General features: G+C 72.2%; 15 protein-coding genes. 7 read left to right on the top strand and 8 right to left on the bottom strand.

Annotated elements, in window-relative coordinates:
- Window positions 1-167: 167 nt before the first annotated feature.
- Complete coding sequence (locus ACFY6U_RS37000) at window positions 168-1220, bottom strand: aldo/keto reductase (RefSeq protein WP_390045400.1); 1053 nt, start codon at window positions 1218-1220, stop codon at window positions 168-170.
- A gap of 259 nt (window positions 1221-1479) precedes the next feature.
- Here ACFY6U_RS37000 and ACFY6U_RS36995 point away from each other — a divergent pair, with 259 nt between their 5' ends.
- From ACFY6U_RS36995 to ACFY6U_RS36980, 4 genes are all read left to right on the top strand, one after another.
- The gene (locus tag ACFY6U_RS36995; protein WP_390045398.1) at window positions 1480-2133 is read left to right on the top strand and encodes a class I SAM-dependent methyltransferase; all 654 of its coding nucleotides are present in this window, start codon (window positions 1480-1482) and stop codon (window positions 2131-2133) included.
- Window positions 2134-2155: 22 nt separating this feature from the next.
- On the top strand, window positions 2156-3082 hold the full coding sequence (locus ACFY6U_RS36990) for an N-acetylmuramoyl-L-alanine amidase (protein ID WP_390045396.1): 927 nt from the start codon (window positions 2156-2158) through the stop codon (window positions 3080-3082).
- Between the two features lie 217 nt (window positions 3083-3299).
- Entirely contained in the window at window positions 3300-4100 is an 801-nt protein-coding gene (locus ACFY6U_RS36985; protein ID WP_390045394.1) for a hypothetical protein, read from the top strand.
- Between the two features lie 96 nt (window positions 4101-4196).
- Window positions 4197-5207, top strand: a complete 1011-nt coding sequence (locus tag ACFY6U_RS36980) for an LLM class F420-dependent oxidoreductase (protein ID WP_390045392.1) — start codon at window positions 4197-4199, stop codon at window positions 5205-5207.
- On the opposite strand, the gene ACFY6U_RS36975 is transcribed toward ACFY6U_RS36980, so the two are convergent.
- Complete coding sequence (locus tag ACFY6U_RS36975) at window positions 5204-5770, bottom strand: hypothetical protein (protein ID WP_390045391.1); 567 nt, start codon at window positions 5768-5770, stop codon at window positions 5204-5206. The genes ACFY6U_RS36980 and ACFY6U_RS36975 overlap by 4 nt on opposite strands.
- Window positions 5771-5907: 137 nt before the next feature.
- Between ACFY6U_RS36975 and ACFY6U_RS36970 the strand changes: the two genes are divergently transcribed.
- Window positions 5908-6195, top strand: a complete 288-nt coding sequence (locus ACFY6U_RS36970) for a hypothetical protein (protein WP_390045389.1) — start codon at window positions 5908-5910, stop codon at window positions 6193-6195.
- Window positions 6196-6322: 127 nt separating this feature from the next.
- Here ACFY6U_RS36970 and ACFY6U_RS36965 read toward each other — a convergent pair whose 3' ends face one another.
- Genes ACFY6U_RS36965 through ACFY6U_RS36955 form a run of 3 tightly spaced genes read right to left on the bottom strand, consistent with a single transcriptional unit; the run spans window position 6323 to window position 9587 of the window.
- A complete protein-coding gene (locus ACFY6U_RS36965; RefSeq protein WP_351502665.1) occupies window positions 6323-7393 on the bottom strand; it encodes a prenyltransferase/squalene oxidase repeat-containing protein in 1071 nt (356 codons plus the stop codon).
- A complete protein-coding gene (locus ACFY6U_RS36960; protein WP_390045388.1) occupies window positions 7390-8178 on the bottom strand; it encodes a class I SAM-dependent methyltransferase in 789 nt (262 codons plus the stop codon). Before ACFY6U_RS36960 ends, ACFY6U_RS36965 begins: the two co-directional genes overlap by 4 nt.
- On the bottom strand, window positions 8172-9587 hold the full coding sequence (locus ACFY6U_RS36955) for a glycosyltransferase family 4 protein (RefSeq protein WP_390045386.1): 1416 nt from the start codon (window positions 9585-9587) through the stop codon (window positions 8172-8174). The genes ACFY6U_RS36960 and ACFY6U_RS36955 overlap by 7 nt, the downstream gene beginning before the upstream one ends.
- Window positions 9588-9807: 220 nt before the next feature.
- On the opposite strand from ACFY6U_RS36955, the gene ACFY6U_RS36950 reads away from it, so the two are divergent.
- Both ACFY6U_RS36950 and ACFY6U_RS36945 read left to right on the top strand, forming a co-directional pair.
- On the top strand, window positions 9808-10440 hold the full coding sequence (locus tag ACFY6U_RS36950; RefSeq protein ID WP_390045384.1) for a TetR family transcriptional regulator: 633 nt from the start codon (window positions 9808-9810) through the stop codon (window positions 10438-10440).
- A 350-nt stretch (window positions 10441-10790) separates the two neighbouring features.
- On the top strand, window positions 10791-11423 hold the full coding sequence (locus tag ACFY6U_RS36945; RefSeq protein WP_390045382.1) for a 1,4-alpha-glucan branching protein: 633 nt from the start codon (window positions 10791-10793) through the stop codon (window positions 11421-11423).
- 15 nt (window positions 11424-11438) lie between these two features.
- On the opposite strand, the gene ACFY6U_RS36940 is transcribed toward ACFY6U_RS36945, so the two are convergent.
- The 3 genes from ACFY6U_RS36940 to ACFY6U_RS36930 form a co-directional block, all read right to left on the bottom strand.
- Window positions 11439-11672, bottom strand: coding sequence for a ferredoxin (locus tag ACFY6U_RS36940; protein WP_293997878.1), 234 nt, complete (start codon window positions 11670-11672; stop codon window positions 11439-11441).
- A gap of 6 nt (window positions 11673-11678) precedes the next feature.
- On the bottom strand, window positions 11679-13136 hold the full coding sequence (locus ACFY6U_RS36935) for an aldehyde dehydrogenase (RefSeq protein WP_390045380.1): 1458 nt from the start codon (window positions 13134-13136) through the stop codon (window positions 11679-11681).
- A gap of 148 nt (window positions 13137-13284) precedes the next feature.
- Window positions 13285-15408: a prolyl oligopeptidase family serine peptidase gene (locus ACFY6U_RS36930; RefSeq protein WP_390045378.1), complete on the bottom strand. Its 2124-nt coding sequence runs from the start codon at window positions 15406-15408 to the stop codon at window positions 13285-13287.
- Between the last annotated feature and the right edge of the window lie 11 nt (window positions 15409-15419).

Genomic DNA, 15419 nt, shown 5'->3' with positions numbered 1-15419 from the left:
CGCCGTCATGGCAGGTCGCGCAGTTCCCCGCGCCCCTTCAAGGGCGCCGCCGGACCCGCGTGCTCCGCCGCGAAGTGCCACACTGCGCCGACTGCCGACCGCGGCACCGTCATGGCAGGTCGCGCAGTCCCCGCGCCCCTTCAAGGGCGCTGCCGAACGAACCGGTGTCAGCCCGCCGCCGCGCGTTCCCCGGTCGGGCGCCTGCGGGCGGACTGGTCGGTGAGGGACGGGGGCTGCCAGACGCCGTCGGCGCGGTAGAGGTCGGTGCCGGGGGCCACGATCTCGTCGATGCGGTCGAGCACCTCGTCGTCGAGGACCAGCTCGGCCCCCTTGAGCGACGCGGTGAGCTGGTCCATCGTGCGCGGGCCGATGATCACCGACGTCACGGCCGGGTGCACCAGCGGAAAGGCGACAGCCAGCTCCGGCAGGGTGCAGCCGACCTCCTCGGTCAGCGCGACAAGCCGCTCGACGGCCGCGTACTTCGCGGCGTTGCCGGGGGCGGCGGGGTCGAAGCGCTGCGGGGAGAGCCTGGCCCGGCCGGTGGTGAGGTCGACGGGCCGGCCCTCGCGGTGGGAACCGGAGAGGAATCCCGAGGCGAGCGGCGACCAGGTCAGCACGCCCATGCCCAGGCGCTGCGCGGTGGGCAGCACGGCCCGTTCGATGCCGCGGGCGAGAACCGAGTACGGCGGCTGCTCCGTGCGCATCCGCATCAGCCCGCGCCGCTCCGCCACGTGGTGCGCCTCGACGAGGTCCTCGGCGGGGAACGTGGAGCAGCCGAACGCACGGATCTTCCCCGCCGTCACCAGGTCGCCGAGGACGGACAGGGTCTCCTCGATGTCGGTGGTGTGGTCGGGGCGGTGCACCTGGTAGAGGTCGATCCAGTCGGTGTCCAGCCGCCGCAGACTGTCCTCGACGGCCTTGAGGATCCAGCGCCGCGAGTTGCCGCTGCGGTTGCGGCCCTCCCCCAGCGGAAAGTGCACCTTCGTGGCGAGCACCACGTCGTCGCGCCTGCTCTTGAGCGCCTTGCCGACGATCTCCTCGCACTCACCGGCCGAGTACATGTCGGCGGTGTCCACGAAGTTGATGCCGGCGTCGAGCGCCGCGTTGATGATGCGGGCGCCGTCCTCGTGGTCGGGGTTGCCGATGCCCCCGAACATCATCGTGCCGAGACAGTGGGTGCTGACCTCGATTCCGGTCTTGCCGAGGACGCGATAACGCATGTCGGTGCTCCGTCACAGGTGGGGTGGGTTGGCGGCGTCAGTGTAGGTGCTGGAGTGCACTTGAAAGCCAGCTCCCGCGGCCAACTTCGCTGACCCCCAACAGACTTGGAGGCCGTGGCCCGCCATGACGGCCCCGGGCGCCGGCGCCCGGGGCGGGCCGGCGGTGCCGCCGCGCACCCCCGGTCGACCGGTCGGCGAAGCGCGTGCGGCAGCATGGACGCCCGGAGAGTCGTACGAGTGAACGAGTGAGAGGACGCCCATGACCGCGGCACCCCCCAAGCCCGAGATCCTGGCCGCCTTCGAGGCGGCGAAGGGGTTCATGCCCGTCGGCGAGGGACTCGCGCTGTACGCGGCCGCCGTCGAGGCGGGGCGGCTCGGCCTGCCCTTGCTGGAGGTCGGGACGTACTGCGGGCGTTCGACCGTCCTGCTCGCCGACGCGGCCCGTGCGGCCGGGGTCACCGCGCTCACCGTCGACCACCACCGGGGCAGCGAGGAGCAGCAGCCGGGCTGGGACTACCACGACCCGGAGACGGTCGACCCGGAGATCGGGCTGATGGACACGCTGCCCACCTTCCGGCGCACCCTGCACCGGGCGGGCCTGGAGGACCACGTCGTCGCCGTCGTCGGCCGGTCCCCGCAGATCGCCGCGTTCTGGAACTCCCCGCTCGGCCTCGTCTTCGTCGACGGCGGCCACACCGACGAGCACGCCACCGCCGACTACGAGGGCTGGGCCCCCCATGTGGCCCAAGGCGGGCTCCTCCTGATCCACGACGTCTTCCCGGACCCCAAGGACGAGTTCACCGGCCAGGCCCCTTACCGCGTCTACCTCCGCGCCCTGGAGTCGGGCGCCTTCACGGAGGTCTCGGCCCACGACTCGCTGCGTGTCCTGCGGCGAACGGGGGCGGGGATCTGAGGTCGCGGTTAGAGTCGCAGACGTGTCGTACACAGGCCCGGAATTCCATTCCCCGCAGCAGCGCCGGTTCCGGCGGGCGCCGCTCGCCGTCGGTCTTGCCGCGCTGGTGCCCGGTGCACTGCTCGGATGGGTGGTGTACGAGGGGGTGGGCAGGCCCGGCGGGAACTCCGGCGCGAGCAATGCCGGGCAGACGGACGCGGCGACGCCCAAGTCGGCGGCCGCGGTGCCGGGCGACGACGCCAAGGTGCCGACCGCGAGCCCGAGTGCGGCCCGCCCGCTGCAGGGCAAGGTCGTCGTCATCGACCCGGGGCACAACCCGGGGAACTTCCAGCACACGTCCGAGATCAACCAGAAGGTGGACATCGGGACGAACTGGAAGGAGTGCGACACGACGGGCACCTCCACCAACGCCGGGTACAGCGAGGCCCGCTTCGCCCTCGACGTCGCGCACCGGCTGCGCACCCTGCTGGAGAAGCAGGGCGCCACCGTGAAGCTGACGCACGACGGGGACCAGCCGGCCTGGGGGCCGTGCGTGACGAAGCGCGCGGAGATCGGCAACGCCGCGCACGCCGACGCGGCCATCTCCATCCACGCCGACGGTGCTCCCGAGGGCGACCGCGGCTTCCACGTCATCCTCCCGGCCTCCGTGCACGCGGGCGCCGCCGACACCCGCCCGATCGTCGACTCCTCCCGCACCCTCGGCGAGCACGTCGAGAGCGACTTCGCGAAGGTCACGGGCAGCGCGCCGTCCAACTACGTCGGCAACGGCACAGGGCTCGACGTGCGCAAGGACCTCGGCGGTCTCAATCTGTCGACGGTTCCCAAGGTGTTCATCGAGTGCGGCAACATGCGCGACAGCAAGGACGCGGCACTGCTGACCAGTGGAGCGTGGCGGCAGAAGGCGGCACAGGGCATCTCGGACGGCATCGCCCACTTCCTCGGGAAATAGCCGCCGGCTGCCGATCGGTCCGTCAGTACCGGGAACCGCCGGGATGCTGAGGAATCACTGAGTCCCGGGTGACGGAATCGTGAGTTTCCTGCGCGAGGTGGCCATGGGCGGGCAGGACCGGGCGGACACCCTGATCGACCTGACGATAGTGTCCTTCCTACGATGAGAGGCCACGCGCGACGCCTCCTCCGCCGAGACGACCCACGAAGGACCTGAAGTGAATATCCGCTCCCTCACTAGAGGCGACGGCGCGGTGATCGGAGCAGCGGTATTGCTGTTCATCGCGTCGTTCCTCGACACGTTCGACAAGTCCGGCCCGAATGCCTGGGACAACCTCGGCCTCGTGATGAGCATGTACGTCGGCGGCATCGTCGGCGCGGTCCTGATCGTCCTCGCCCGCGCACTGCCGCAGCCGTTCAAGTTCGCCGGGCTCGACCTGGGCCAGATCGGCGTCGGCCTCACGGTGTTCTCGCTGTGGACCGCGTTCTGGTCGACCATCGACCCGCTGGGCGCGTTCTCCGACCAGTTGGGCGGCGCCGACGTCGGCGCGGGCTCCGGTCTGATCCTCGGCCTGATCGCGACGCTGGTCCTGGCGGCGGCCGCCATCGCCACCCCGCTGGTCCCGGCGCTCCAGGCGGCCCTGGTCCCGGCCCCCAAGCCGCAGGCCCCGCAGCCCTACGGCGCCCAGCCCCCCGGCGGCTACGGCTACCCCGGTGCCGGCGCCCCGCAGCCCGGCCAGCCCTACGGCGCGCAGCCGCAGCCCGGTCAGCCCTTCGGCCAGCAGCAGCCCCCGGCCGCCGCGCAGCAGCCGCCGGCCCCCGACTTCTCGCCGTTCTGGTTCGCCGTACCGGTGTCGCGGCCGCTGTTCGCGGAGGACGGCTCGACCGCGCCGATCGCCGAACTGGCGCCCGGCACCTGGTACTTGGCGGTCGAGCAGCGCGGTGCCGCCCTGGTGGCGCAGACCCAGGACGGCCGCCGCGGCGTGCTCCAGGACACCTCCGGGATCCAGCGCGGCTGAACAGCCCCGCACGTGCGGCCCCTTGCCCTTCCGGGTGAGGGGCCGCTGTCGTACAGTCACCCGGCACATCGTCTGACGTGACGTCAGGAGGCGGCCATGCGGCTCGGGTTGGCGCTCGGCTACTGGGGGCGCGGGCCCTCCCCCGACCATGTGCCGCTGGCACGGGAGGCGGAGCGGCTCGGGTACGACTCGGTGTGGACGGCGGAGTCCTGGGGCTCGGACGCCTTCACCCCGCTCACCTGGATCGCCGCGCAGACCTCGACGATCAAGCTGGGTACGGCAGTTGCCCAGATGGCGGCCCGGTCACCGACCACCACCGCGATGCACGCGCTGACCCTGGACCACCTGTCCGGGGGCCGGATGCTGCTCGGGCTCGGGCTGTCCGGGCCGCAGGTCGTCGAGGGCTGGTACGGCCGCCCGTTCCCGAAGTCGCCGCTGACCGCGACGCGGGAGTACGTGGACGTCGTACGGCAGGTGCTGCGCCGGGAGGGACCGGTGACGGTGGACGGGCGCTTCCACCCCCTCCCCTACCGGGGGCCGGACGCCACCGGTCTCGGCAAGCCGCTGAAGCCGATCACCCACCCCCTCCGGGCCGGCCTGCCGGTCCTGCTCGGTGCCGAGGGGCCGAAGAACGTGGCCCAGACGGCCCGGATCGCCGACGGCTGGCTGCCGCTGTACTGGGCGCCGAGCCGGCCCGAGGTGTACGGCCCCGCGGTCGCCGATCTCCCGGAGGGCTTCCTGGTCGCCCCCATGGCCCAGGTCAGGGTCTGCGACGACGTGGCGGCCGGGCTCCTCCCCGTGAAGGCCATGCTCGGCTTCTACATCGGCGGCATGGGTCACGCCGCCCGCAACTTCCACGCCGACCTCATGGCCCGCATGGGCTACGAGGAGGAGGCGCGGCGGATCCAGGAGCTGTTCCTGTCCGGGCGGCGCGAGGAGGCCGTGCTGGCGGTACCGGACGCGTTCGCCGACGAGATCTCACTGGTCGGCCCCCGCGACCGCATCGCCGAGCGGCTGGAGTTGTGGCGCAAGGGCCCGGTGACCGACCTGCTGGCCCTCGCCCCGGACCCTCACACCCTGCGGGTGCTCGCCGAGCTGAACTCCTAGCCGCCGGTCAGCTGACCGGCCGAGGGCACCTGGTTGTGCACCGGGGCGCCGGCGCTCTGTCCCGCCGACTTGACCTTGTTGATGACGTCGTCGAAGGCACCGGCCGCGTTCCCGTCGCCCTTGCGGAGCTTGGCCGGCAGGTCCTTCAGCCCGTCGATACCGGCGGAGAGCGGTGCGAGGGCCTTGGAGAGCAACGGGTCGCCCTGGGCGTTCCGCTTGGCGGCCTTGAGCCGGTTGTAGGCGAACCCGCCCGCGGCGGCCGCCTTGATCAGGGCGAAGGTGCGGCCGTGGGCGCCCTTCTTGAACTTGCCGGCCTTCCACGGTTTCACGATCCACTGGTACGTCGCGCCCGCGGCGAGACCCGCGTTGGCGACGAACCGGGTCTTGGCGAACTTCTGCTTCTCCGCGGACGTGCTCGGACTGGGCGTGCCGGCCACCGGGGCCGCTGCCAGGCCGGTGTCGACGGACTTGCTCCGGGTACTGCCGGCGCAGGCGGTGACACCGGCGACCAGGGCGCAGCAGAGGGTGAGCGTGACGACGAGGCGCCGTATCGGTACGGGCACGGGATCCTCCCGTGTGTCTCGGTGTCGTCCCCGAGCGGGTTGCTTCCTCCGGCAGCCTCACCCAGATGGCGGCACCTCGCCACTCGGGGAGCACGCGCTTCAGGTTTCAAGGACCGTTCAGCGGCAAGCCGCAGGGTATGTCCTCTGAACGCGGTGCCAATCAGGCCGGTAGGGTCGTCGCGATCGTCGCCGACGTCATGGCCCTCATCCTGGGCCTCTGGATCCTGATGTATCTGCTGGACGCGAACCGGGCGAACAGCCTGGTCCAGTTCGTCCACGACGCGGCCAGCTGGCTCGCCGGCTGGTCACACGACCTGTTCACGTTCGACAAGGCATGGGCGAGGGTGGTGGCCGGGTACGGCCTCGCAGCGGTCGTCTACCTGTTCATCGGCCACGCGATCGCGAACCGCATGCACCGGCACTGACGAACGCCGGTCGGCGGAGCGCCCCGAAGGGGGCGCTGGGGGTACCCGCGGCCGAAGGCTGGGGGAGGAACTGCGCGACCAGCCCCTACGGCGCCGCACCCGCCGTAGCGCAGCTCCCCCCGCCCCACTAGGCGCAACAATCCACCTCGAGCCCAGAAGGAAGCTCCCCGCCCCCGAAAACGGCGCAGGTGGCGTCATGCCCCCCGAGCGCGGCAACGGCCAGCAGCAACGACCCCGCCGTCCACGTCGTCAGCTCCCGCGGCCACACCGCGTCGTCCTCGAAGACGTACCCGGTCCAGTACAGCCCCGACTCGGCGTCCCGCAGATGCTGGATGGACTGGAGGATCTCCAGTGCCCGGTCGGACTCCCCCACCGCCCACAGCGCCAGCGCCAGCTCGGCCGACTCGCCGCCCGTCACCCACGGATTGGGGACGACGCACCGCACCCCGAACCCGGGCACGACGAACCGGTCCCAGTCCTTCTCGATCCGCGCACCCGCCTCCGCACCCGTCAGCGCTCCGCCGAGGACCGGGTAGTACCAGTCCATCGAGTACCGGTCCTTGTCCAGGAACCGCTCCGGGTGGAGCCGTATCGCGTGCCGCAGCGCGCCCACCGCCAACTCCCAGTCCGGCTGCGGCTCCTCCCGCTGCTCGGCGATGGCGAGCGCGCAGCGCAGCGCGTGGTGGATGGACGAACTCCCGGTCAGCAGCGCGTCGTCGGTGGGTGTGCCGTCGTCCTCACGGCGCCACCCGATCTCACCGCCCGGCTGCTGCAGCCGCAGCACCCACTCGACGGCCGCGTAGACGGCGGGCCACATCCGGTCGAGGAACGTGTCGTCGCCGGTGGACAGGTAGTGGTGCCAGACGCCGACGGCGATGTACGCGACGAAGTTGGACTCGCGGGCGCGGTCGGTGACGTCGTCGTGCGCGCCGTCGGCGTAGGCCGCGTACCAGGAGCCGTCCTCGTTCTGGTGCCGGGCCAGCCAGGTGTACGCCCGCTCGGCGGCCGCGTGCTCACCGGCCGCGTCCAGCGCCATCGCGGCCTCGGTGTGGTCCCAGGGGTCGAGGTGGTGCCCCCGGAACCACGGGATCGCGCCGTCCTCCCGCTGCACGGCGAGGATGCCGCGGACGGTCGCGGCGGCCTGCTCGGCGGTGAGGACCCCGGGCAGGACGAGGTGTTCTGTCCGGGGGGTGGTCACTTGGCGGCCACCCCGGTCCTCGCGGCCTTCCCGGCCCTCCCGGTCTTCCCGGTCTGCTCGGGGAGCCGGGGCAGGTGCGGCTTGGTGGCGTAGACGACGAAGCTCTTGCCCATGACCGGGTTCAGCGCCTGCTCGGCGACGCGCGTGGCCAGCGGCTTCTTCATGATGTCCCAGACCAGGAGCTTGTGGTACGCCCGCACCGGCAGCGCCTTGTCGTTGTCGACGCCGAACGCGCACTTCAGCCACCAGTACGGCGCGTGCAGCGCGTGCGCGTGGTGGCTGCCGTAGGGCCGCAGACCGGCTTCCCTGATCTTCCCGACCAGCTCGTCGGCCTTGTAGATGCGGATGTGGCCGCCCTCGACCTCGTGGTAGGCGTCGGAGAGCGCCCAGCAGACCTTCTCGGGGCCGTAGCGGGGCACGGTGACGGCGATCCGGCCGCCGGGCTTGAGCACCCGCACCATCTCGGCGAGCACGCCCTTGTCGTCGGGGATGTGCTCCATCACCTCGGAGATGATGACGACGTCGAAGGACTCGTCGGGGAACGGGAGGGCCAGGGCGTCGCCCTCCATGGCGGTGGCGGTCGCGCCCTCCGGGGCCTCGCCGGCCTCCTTCATCGCCGCGAACCACTTGGCGACCTCGCGGATCTCCTCGCCGTTCTGGTCGAGGGCCACGACCTGGGCGCCGCGCCGGTAGCACTCGAAGGCGTGCCGGCCGGCCCCGCAGCCGAGGTCCAGGACGCGGTCGCCCGGCGCGAGCGGGAACCGGGAGAAGTCGACGGTCAGCACGTGGCCCTGCTTTCGGAGGAGACGCCTGCAACACTTGCCGGGGCCGCGGAGCGGCCGGGAGTCTGGGCCGCGGAGCGGGCGGCGGTCGCCGCGGCGCGGCGGGGGCCCGCGGAGCGGGCGATGGCCTCGCGGTACCGGGCGACGGTCCCCTCGGCGGCTCGGGCCCACGTGAAGTGCTTCAGCACCCGCTCACGGCCCGCGTGGCCGAGCCGCACCCGCAGCTCACGGTCGCCGAGCAGCCGGCCGAGCCCGGCGGCCAGCGCGCCCGCGTCGCCGGGCGGTACGGCCAGACAGGTCTCCCCGTCACGGCCGGCGACCTCGGGGATCGCGCCGCCGGTCGTGGCGACCAGCGGGGTGCCGGTGGCCATGGCCTCGGCGGCGGGCAGCGAGAAGCCCTCGTACAGGGAGGGCACGCAGGCGACCTCGGCCGAGCGGATCAGGTCGACCAGCTCGGCGTCGGAGATGCCCTTGACGAACTCGACGGCGCCTTCGAGGCCGTAGCGCTCGATCGCCGTGGCGACCGGGCCCTCGGTGGGCCGCTTGCCGACCACGACGAGGTGGGCGGCGGGGTGCTCGGTCCGTACCTTGGCGAGCGCCTCCACGAGGTACACCAGGCCCTTGAGGGGCACGTCCGCGCTGGAGGTGGTGACGATCCGGCCGGGCACCTGGGGGACGGCGGGATTCGGCGCGAAGAGGTCGGTGTCGGCGCCGATGTGGACGACGTGGATGCGGTCCTCGCGTACGCCGAGATGGTCGACGATCTCCTGGCGGGAGGTGCCGGACACGGTGAGCACGGAGGGCAGCCGGCGGGCGACCCGCTTCTGCATCCGGGTGAAGGCGTACCAGCGCCGTACGGAGTACCGCCGTTTCCAGCCCTCGGCGGCGTCCAGCTCCAACTGCCGGTCGACGGTGATGGGGTGGTGGATGGTGGTGACCAGGGGGGCGCCGATGTCCCCCAGCAGGCCGTAGCCCAGCGTCTGGTTGTCGTGGACGACGTCGAACTCCCCGGCGCGGGCGCGCAGTTGGCGGCGAGCGCGCAGCGAGAAGGTCAGCGGTTCGGGGAAGCCGCCGGTCCACATGGTGGCGACTTCGAGGGCGTCGACCCAGTCCCGGTACTCGTCCCGCTTCGGCGTCCGGAAGGGGTCCGGGGAGCGGTACAGGTCGAGGCTGGGCAGCTCGGTGAGGGTGAGGCCCGGGTAGCCCTCGTCCAGGACGGGGTACGGCTGCGACCCGATCACCTCGACCCGGTGCCCGAGCCGGGCCAGCTCGCGCGACAGGTGCCGTACGTAGACACCCTGGCCGCCGCAGAACGGGTTCCCTTTATAGGTGAGGAGCGCGATGCCGAGCGGTCGCTCGCCGTCGGCGGCGGGTTCCTCGTCGGCACCCGCCCGACTGGCCTCAGCGGTCACTCCGGGCCCCCTTCTCCCTGCACTTTCCCGTGAGATTACGCCGGGACGCTAATCTAGAACAAGTTTCAGACTTGATCGTTCAAGAGGCTCTGAATCTACCGGCAGGTAGGGGCGGAGTGAGCAGTGGATCGGGTGATTCGCGCCACGGCGGGAACCCCTGCCATGCTGTCTGATCACTCGCCCTGAGCACTGCCCTCACCGACTGTCACGGACGGGACCCATGCCTGCGGAAGCCAAGGTGGACATCGGCGCCAGATCGGCCACCCCGCCGCTCACCGAGCGGCAGGAGGCCAGGCGCCGCCGGATCCTGCACGCGAGCGCCCAGCTGGCCAGCCGGGGCGGTTTCGACGCGGTGCAGATGCGGGAGGTGGCCGAGTCCTCCCAGGTGGCCCTCGGGACGCTCTACCGCTACTTTCCGTCCAAGGTGCACCTGCTGGTCGCGACCATGCAGGACCAGCTGGAACACATGCACGGCACGCTGCGCAAGAAGCCGCCGGCGGGCGAGACGGCGTCCGAGCGGGTCGCCGAGACCCTGATGCGGGCCTTCCGCGCCCTCCAGCGCGAGCCGCACCTGGCCGACGCGATGGTCCGCGCCCTCACCTTCGCCGACCGCAGCGTCTCCCCCGAGGTGGACCAGGTCTCCCGGCAGACGACGGCGATCATCCTGGACGCGATGGGCCTGACCGACCCCACCCCGGCCCAGCTGTCCGCCGTCCGGGTGATCGAGCACACCTGGCACTCGGCGCTGATCACCTGGCTCTCGGGGCGCGCCTCCATCGCCCAGGTGAAGATCGACATCGAGACGGTGTGCCGCCTGATCGACCTGACGGAGCCGGAGAAGCAGCAGCCGTAGGAGAAGCCGCAGCCGCCGCAGGGCATGCGAAGACCTACGAGACGGGTTCCCTTCGCCGGCATGGTCCGGATCAGGTACTGGGGGTCGCCGTCCGGCCTTACTGCTGCCTTCCGGCCTCTCAGCCCGACCGTCGACGTCGGCACCGGCGGATGCTTCTGCATCTGCGTCACGCCTGAGTCGGCTACTCCGCTCGGACTCCCTCACTCGCCTCGTAGGCTGATTCCAGGATAGAACGCCTGGAGCAGAAGAAAACCCCTAAAGAGGGATTTTTTGGACTTTTCTGTTTGAGGGCGGCCGCCGGGGCGGAAACCGCCTGGCGAGACACCGCCGCCCGAACGCAGAATCCCCCCATGGCACTCATCCACCACACCACCCTCAAGCCCACCAAGGTCGAGCTCCTCGCCGGCTGGCTCCCCACCCGCCCCTGGTACCACGGCTCCGCCGCGCCGGAGTTGGCGAAGGCCGGCGGCTTCCGGCTGGACGACCCGGCGGGCGAGGTCGGGATCGAGTTCATGGTCGTCACGGAGGGCTCAGCGGCCTATCTCGTACCGCTCACCTACCGCGGCGCCCCGCTGCCCGGCGCCGAGCACGCGCTCGTCGGCACCATGGAGCACGGGGTCCTCGGCACCCGCTGGGCCTACGACGGGTGCCACGACCCGGTCCTGACCGCCGGGCTGCTCGCCCTGATCGAGGGCCGCGCCGAGGCACAGGCACAGAGCGTCACCGACACCCCCGACCGCGAGGTCGCGCGGTCCTACGCCGGTGCGGGCCCCGTGCCCGGCCTCGGTGCCCCCGTCGACACCGACGAGAGCACCGAGTTCGCCGTACCGGACGGCGGGCTGGTGCTGCGGCTGCGGCTGCGGCGGGTGCTGACCGCCGGTTCGACGGCGCCCGACGGTGCGGTCGGGCACGTCACCGGTGCCTGGGAACAGCCGGACGGCACCCGCTCCCGTGGCCTGTTCGCGGCCCTGCAGGCCGGCTAGCCCCTTCCGGCCCGCTCAGTCCTCCGGCGGGAACACCGGCTCCCCGCTGTCCAGCAGGGTGATGGTGATCGCCTCCACCGGGCAGTTCTCCGCCGCGTCGAGGACCCTTCCGCTGGCGTCCGTCTCCGGGTCCACGGGGTGGGACTGCATGGCGGAGTCGAGGCGGAAGGCCCCGGTGGCGCGGTGGACGCACTGGGCCGAGCCGATGCAGATCGAACGGTCGACCTCGACGTGCCAGCGGTCCCCCATGCGTGCTCACCCCTCCCAGCCGGCCGGGAGGTGGATCATCTTGTGTTCGAGGAACTCGCCGTAGCCCTCCGGCCCGAACTCCCGCCCCAGACCGGAGTTCTTGTAGCCGCCGAAGGGGCCCAGCATGTCGAGGCTGAAGGTGTTCACGGAGTAGGTCCCGGTACGGACCTGCCGCGCGACCTCGATGCCGTGCGCCACGTCCGCCGTCCAGACGCTGCCGCTCAGGCCGTAGTCCGAGTCGTTCGCGATCTTCAGAGCCTCGGACTCGTCGCCGTACGGGAGCAGGCAGATCACCGGACCGAAGATCTCCTCGCGGGCGATCCGCATGGAGTTGTCGACGTCGCCGAAGAGGGTGGGTTCGACGTACCAGCCCTTCTCCAGGCCCGGCGGCCGTCCGCCGCCGGTGAGGATCTTGGCGCCCTCCTCCTGGCCGATGCGGATGTAGTCCAGGTTCCGCTGCTGCTGGCGGCGCGCGACCAGCGGGCCCACCTGGGTGGCCGGGTCCAGCGGGTCGCCGACCTTCAGGGCGCTCGCCGCGGCCGCGAAGGCGTCGGCGAACTCGTCGTAGCGCGAGCGCGGGACGAGGATGCGGGTCTGGGCGACGCACGCCTGGCCGTTGTTCATCCAGGCCGCGGGCACGATGCCGGCGACGGCGGCGGCCACGTCCGCGTCCGGCAGCACGACGGCCGCCGACTTGCCGCCGAGTTCCAGGGTCACCCGGGTGAGGTTCTTCGACGCGACCTCCATCACGCGCTTGCCGGCCGCGACCGAGCCGGTGAAGGAGACCTTGTCGACGCCCGGGTGGGAGACCAGGTACTCGCTCACCTCGCGGTCCGCCGGAAGGATGGAGAGCACGCCCTCCGGCAGCCCGGCCTCCTTCGTGATCTCGCCGAGGATGTACGCGTCCAGCGGCGACTCCGGGGACGGCTTCAGCACCACCGTGCAGCCGGTGAGCAGCGCCGGGGCGAGCTTGGCGGCGGCCACGAACTGGGGCACGTTCCACGGCACCACGGCCGCCACCACCCCGACCGGCTCCCGCCGCACCAGGATCCTCCCGAGCACCCCGTCGCGGGTCTCCTCGTACGTGAAGTCACGCGCCACCCTGATCGCCGCGTCCCACACCATCATCGCGCCGAGCGCCTGCGCGAGGATGCTCCAGGAGTACGGCGAACCGTTCTCGGAGGAGATCACCCGGGCGATCTCCTCGTGCCGTACGGCGATCGCGTCCTTGATGCGGGTGACGACCTCGATCCGCTCGTCGAGCGTCATCCGCGGCCAGGGCCCCTCGTCGAAGGCCCGCCGCGCCACCGCCACCGCCCGGTCCACGTCCTCCCGCGAGGCGTGCGGCACCCGCCCGAAGACCTCCTCGGTATGCGGAGAGACCACCTCGATGACGTCCTTGCCCAGGGGGTCGGTCAACTCCCCGCCGATGAACAGCTGTCCGTGTTCCAGGAACTCGGTCATGGCGCCCCGCCACCCTTCCTGACGATGTCTCAGAACTGATACCAGTTCTAGTTGAACTAAGCCAGGGGCAGGGCCGAATAGGCTCCCACCAGCACTTTTGACGCCTTCGAAAGGGCCGCCATGCGCGCCGACCGGGCGCCCTGCCCGGTCAGTCGGTCAAGTGACGGCGGAGGAACTCCAGTTGGTGCCCCAGCAACCGGGCGAACGTGTCGTCGGTCGGTGCGGCGTGGGTCATGCCGCTCAGGGGCAGCACCTCGTGCGGTTTCCCGGCGGCCAGCAGGGCGCTGGAGAACCGCAGCGTGCCGGCCACGAAGACGTTGTCGTCCGCCAGCCCGTGCACCAGCAGCAGCGGACGGCTGAGGTTCGGAGCGTCGGCGAGCAGCGAGGACCGCTCGTAGTGCTCCGGGTACCGGTCGGGCAGGCCGAGGAAACGCTCCTTCCAGCAGGCGTCGTAGAGCCGCTGGTCGGTGAGCGGGGCGCCGGACACCGCGGCGTGGAAGACGTCGGGCCTGCGCAGCACCGCGGCGGCGGCCAGGATCCCGCCGAATGACCAGCCGCGGATACCGACCCGGCCGAGGTCCAGCTCCGGGTGGCGTTCCGCCGTCGCGTGCAGCGCGGCTACCTGGTCGTCCAGGGTCGGGCCGATCAGGTCGCCGAAGATCTCCTTCTCCCAGCGCGGCCCGCGGCCGGGCGTACCGGCGCCGTCCGTCACCAGCACCGCGAAGCCCTGTTCGGCGAACCACTGCGAGACGAAGGCGTGCGAGGCCTGTTCGGCCAGCACCTTCTGCATGGCGGGGCCGCCGTAGGGGTCGACCAGCACCGGCAGCGGGGCGTCACCGGCCTGGTGCCAGGACGGCAGGAAGAGGCGGGTGCGCAGTTCCCGCGGCCCGACGACGGCGGACTCGGCACGCAGCCTCAGCAGTGGTCGCTGGGCGTGCGAGCCGATCTTGACGGGCGCGGGGCCGTCCGGCTCCGGCAGGCCGTCCCGGGTCAGCCGGTGCACGGTGGTGCGCGAGCCCGGCAGATCCGGTGTGCGCGTGACGCGGACGAACGTGCCGCCGCCGAACGCGCCGGAGTGCACGCCAGGCTGCTCGGTCAACCGCTGTACGCCCTGGCCCGGACGGTACCTCCACACATGGCGCTCGGTGGGCTCAGCGGCCGCCGTGAAGAACACCGTCTCCCCGTCCACCGCGAGCACCTCGTGCAACTGCAGGCCGTCCGGCGTGACCGGTGCGCCGTCGATGCCCAGGTGCCGCGTCTCGCCCCGGTCGAGGTAGTCGACGACGGCGCCGCCGGCCGTCCGCGCGGGCACTCCGGGCACCAGCAGCTCCACCCATCGCTCGTCGCGCCGCTCGGCCAGGAGGCCGGTCGCACCGTCCCCCGGGTCGACGGCCAGCACCCGGAGCGTGCGCTGGTCGCGGCTGAGGACGGCGGCGAACGGGCCGTGCCCGTCCCAGCCGGCCGCGGGCAGGTACTCGAAGGCGGCCCGGTCCCAGCGGACCTCGGTGCGGTTGCCCGCCAGGTCGGCGATCCACAGCGTGACGTCGGCGTTGGCGGTACCGACGCGCGGGTACCGCATCGTGCGCGGCGGCTTGGCGGGGTCGGCCGGATCGGCGAGGTACCACAGCCCGACCTCGCGGTTGTCCACCCGGGTCGTCAGCAGCCGCTCCCCGTCCGGTGCCCACCAGTACGCGCGGTGGCGGTTCATCGACTCGCTCGCCACATGTTCCGGCAGGCCGAAGAAGACGTCCGGGCCTTCCGCCGGCTCGGGCGCGGCCACCGCCCGGTCGCCGCCGCCGTCGGCGCCGATCACCCGGAGCGCACCGCCGCAGACGTAGGCGACGTACCGGCCGTCCGGGGACGGGCGCGGGTCCACCACCGGCTGCCGGGCGGGCAGTTGCCGTACGGCGCCGGAGACCGTGTCCACCACCCACAGGTGTCCGGAGAGCGCGAACGCGGCCGTCCGGACGGCCGCGTCGGTGGCGTAGTCGGTGATCCCGGCGCCCTGCTGCCTGGCGCGCTCGCGCCGGACGCGCTCCTCCTCCGGCACCTCGTCGGTCGCGTCGCCGAGCAGTCCGGCGGGGTCGGCCAGCAGCCGTTCCGCGCCGGTCGCCGCATCGAGCCTCCACAGGCAGCCGACCGGGTCGTCCCCGGCCCGGCTCCGCAGGAACAGGACACAGGCACCGTCCGGCGCCACGGTGAGACGGGCGGGCGCGCCGAGGGTGAAGCGGCGGGTGCGGGCGATCTGTCGCAGCAGCGGGGAAGTCACCATGCCCGGCACTG

This window comes from Streptomyces sp. NPDC013157, assembly GCF_042899865.1.
Lineage (GTDB): Bacteria > Actinomycetota > Actinomycetes > Streptomycetales > Streptomycetaceae > Streptomyces.
This window is presented reverse-complemented; position numbering and strand designations above follow the sequence as displayed.

Bases quoted from the DNA above. Each gene is read 5' to 3' on its own strand.
- ACFY6U_RS37000 (WP_390045400.1), bottom strand. From the start codon at position 1,220: ATGCGTTATCGCGTCCTCGGCAAGACCGGAATCGAGGTCAGCACCCAC.
- ACFY6U_RS36995 (WP_390045398.1), top strand. From the start codon at position 1,480: ATGACCGCGGCACCCCCCAAGCCCGAGATCCTGGCCGCCTTCGAGGCG.
- ACFY6U_RS36980 (WP_390045392.1), top strand. From the start codon at position 4,197: ATGCGGCTCGGGTTGGCGCTCGGCTACTGGGGGCGCGGGCCCTCCCCC.
- ACFY6U_RS36970 (WP_390045389.1), top strand. From the start codon at position 5,908: ATGTCCTCTGAACGCGGTGCCAATCAGGCCGGTAGGGTCGTCGCGATC.
- ACFY6U_RS36950 (WP_390045384.1), top strand. From the start codon at position 9,808: ATGCCTGCGGAAGCCAAGGTGGACATCGGCGCCAGATCGGCCACCCCG.
- ACFY6U_RS36945 (WP_390045382.1), top strand. From the start codon at position 10,791: ATGGCACTCATCCACCACACCACCCTCAAGCCCACCAAGGTCGAGCTC.
- ACFY6U_RS36940 (WP_293997878.1), bottom strand. From the start codon at position 11,672: ATGGGGGACCGCTGGCACGTCGAGGTCGACCGTTCGATCTGCATCGGC.
- ACFY6U_RS36935 (WP_390045380.1), bottom strand. From the start codon at position 13,136: ATGACCGAGTTCCTGGAACACGGACAGCTGTTCATCGGCGGGGAGTTG.
- ACFY6U_RS36930 (WP_390045378.1), bottom strand. From the start codon at position 15,408: ATGGTGACTTCCCCGCTGCTGCGACAGATCGCCCGCACCCGCCGCTTC.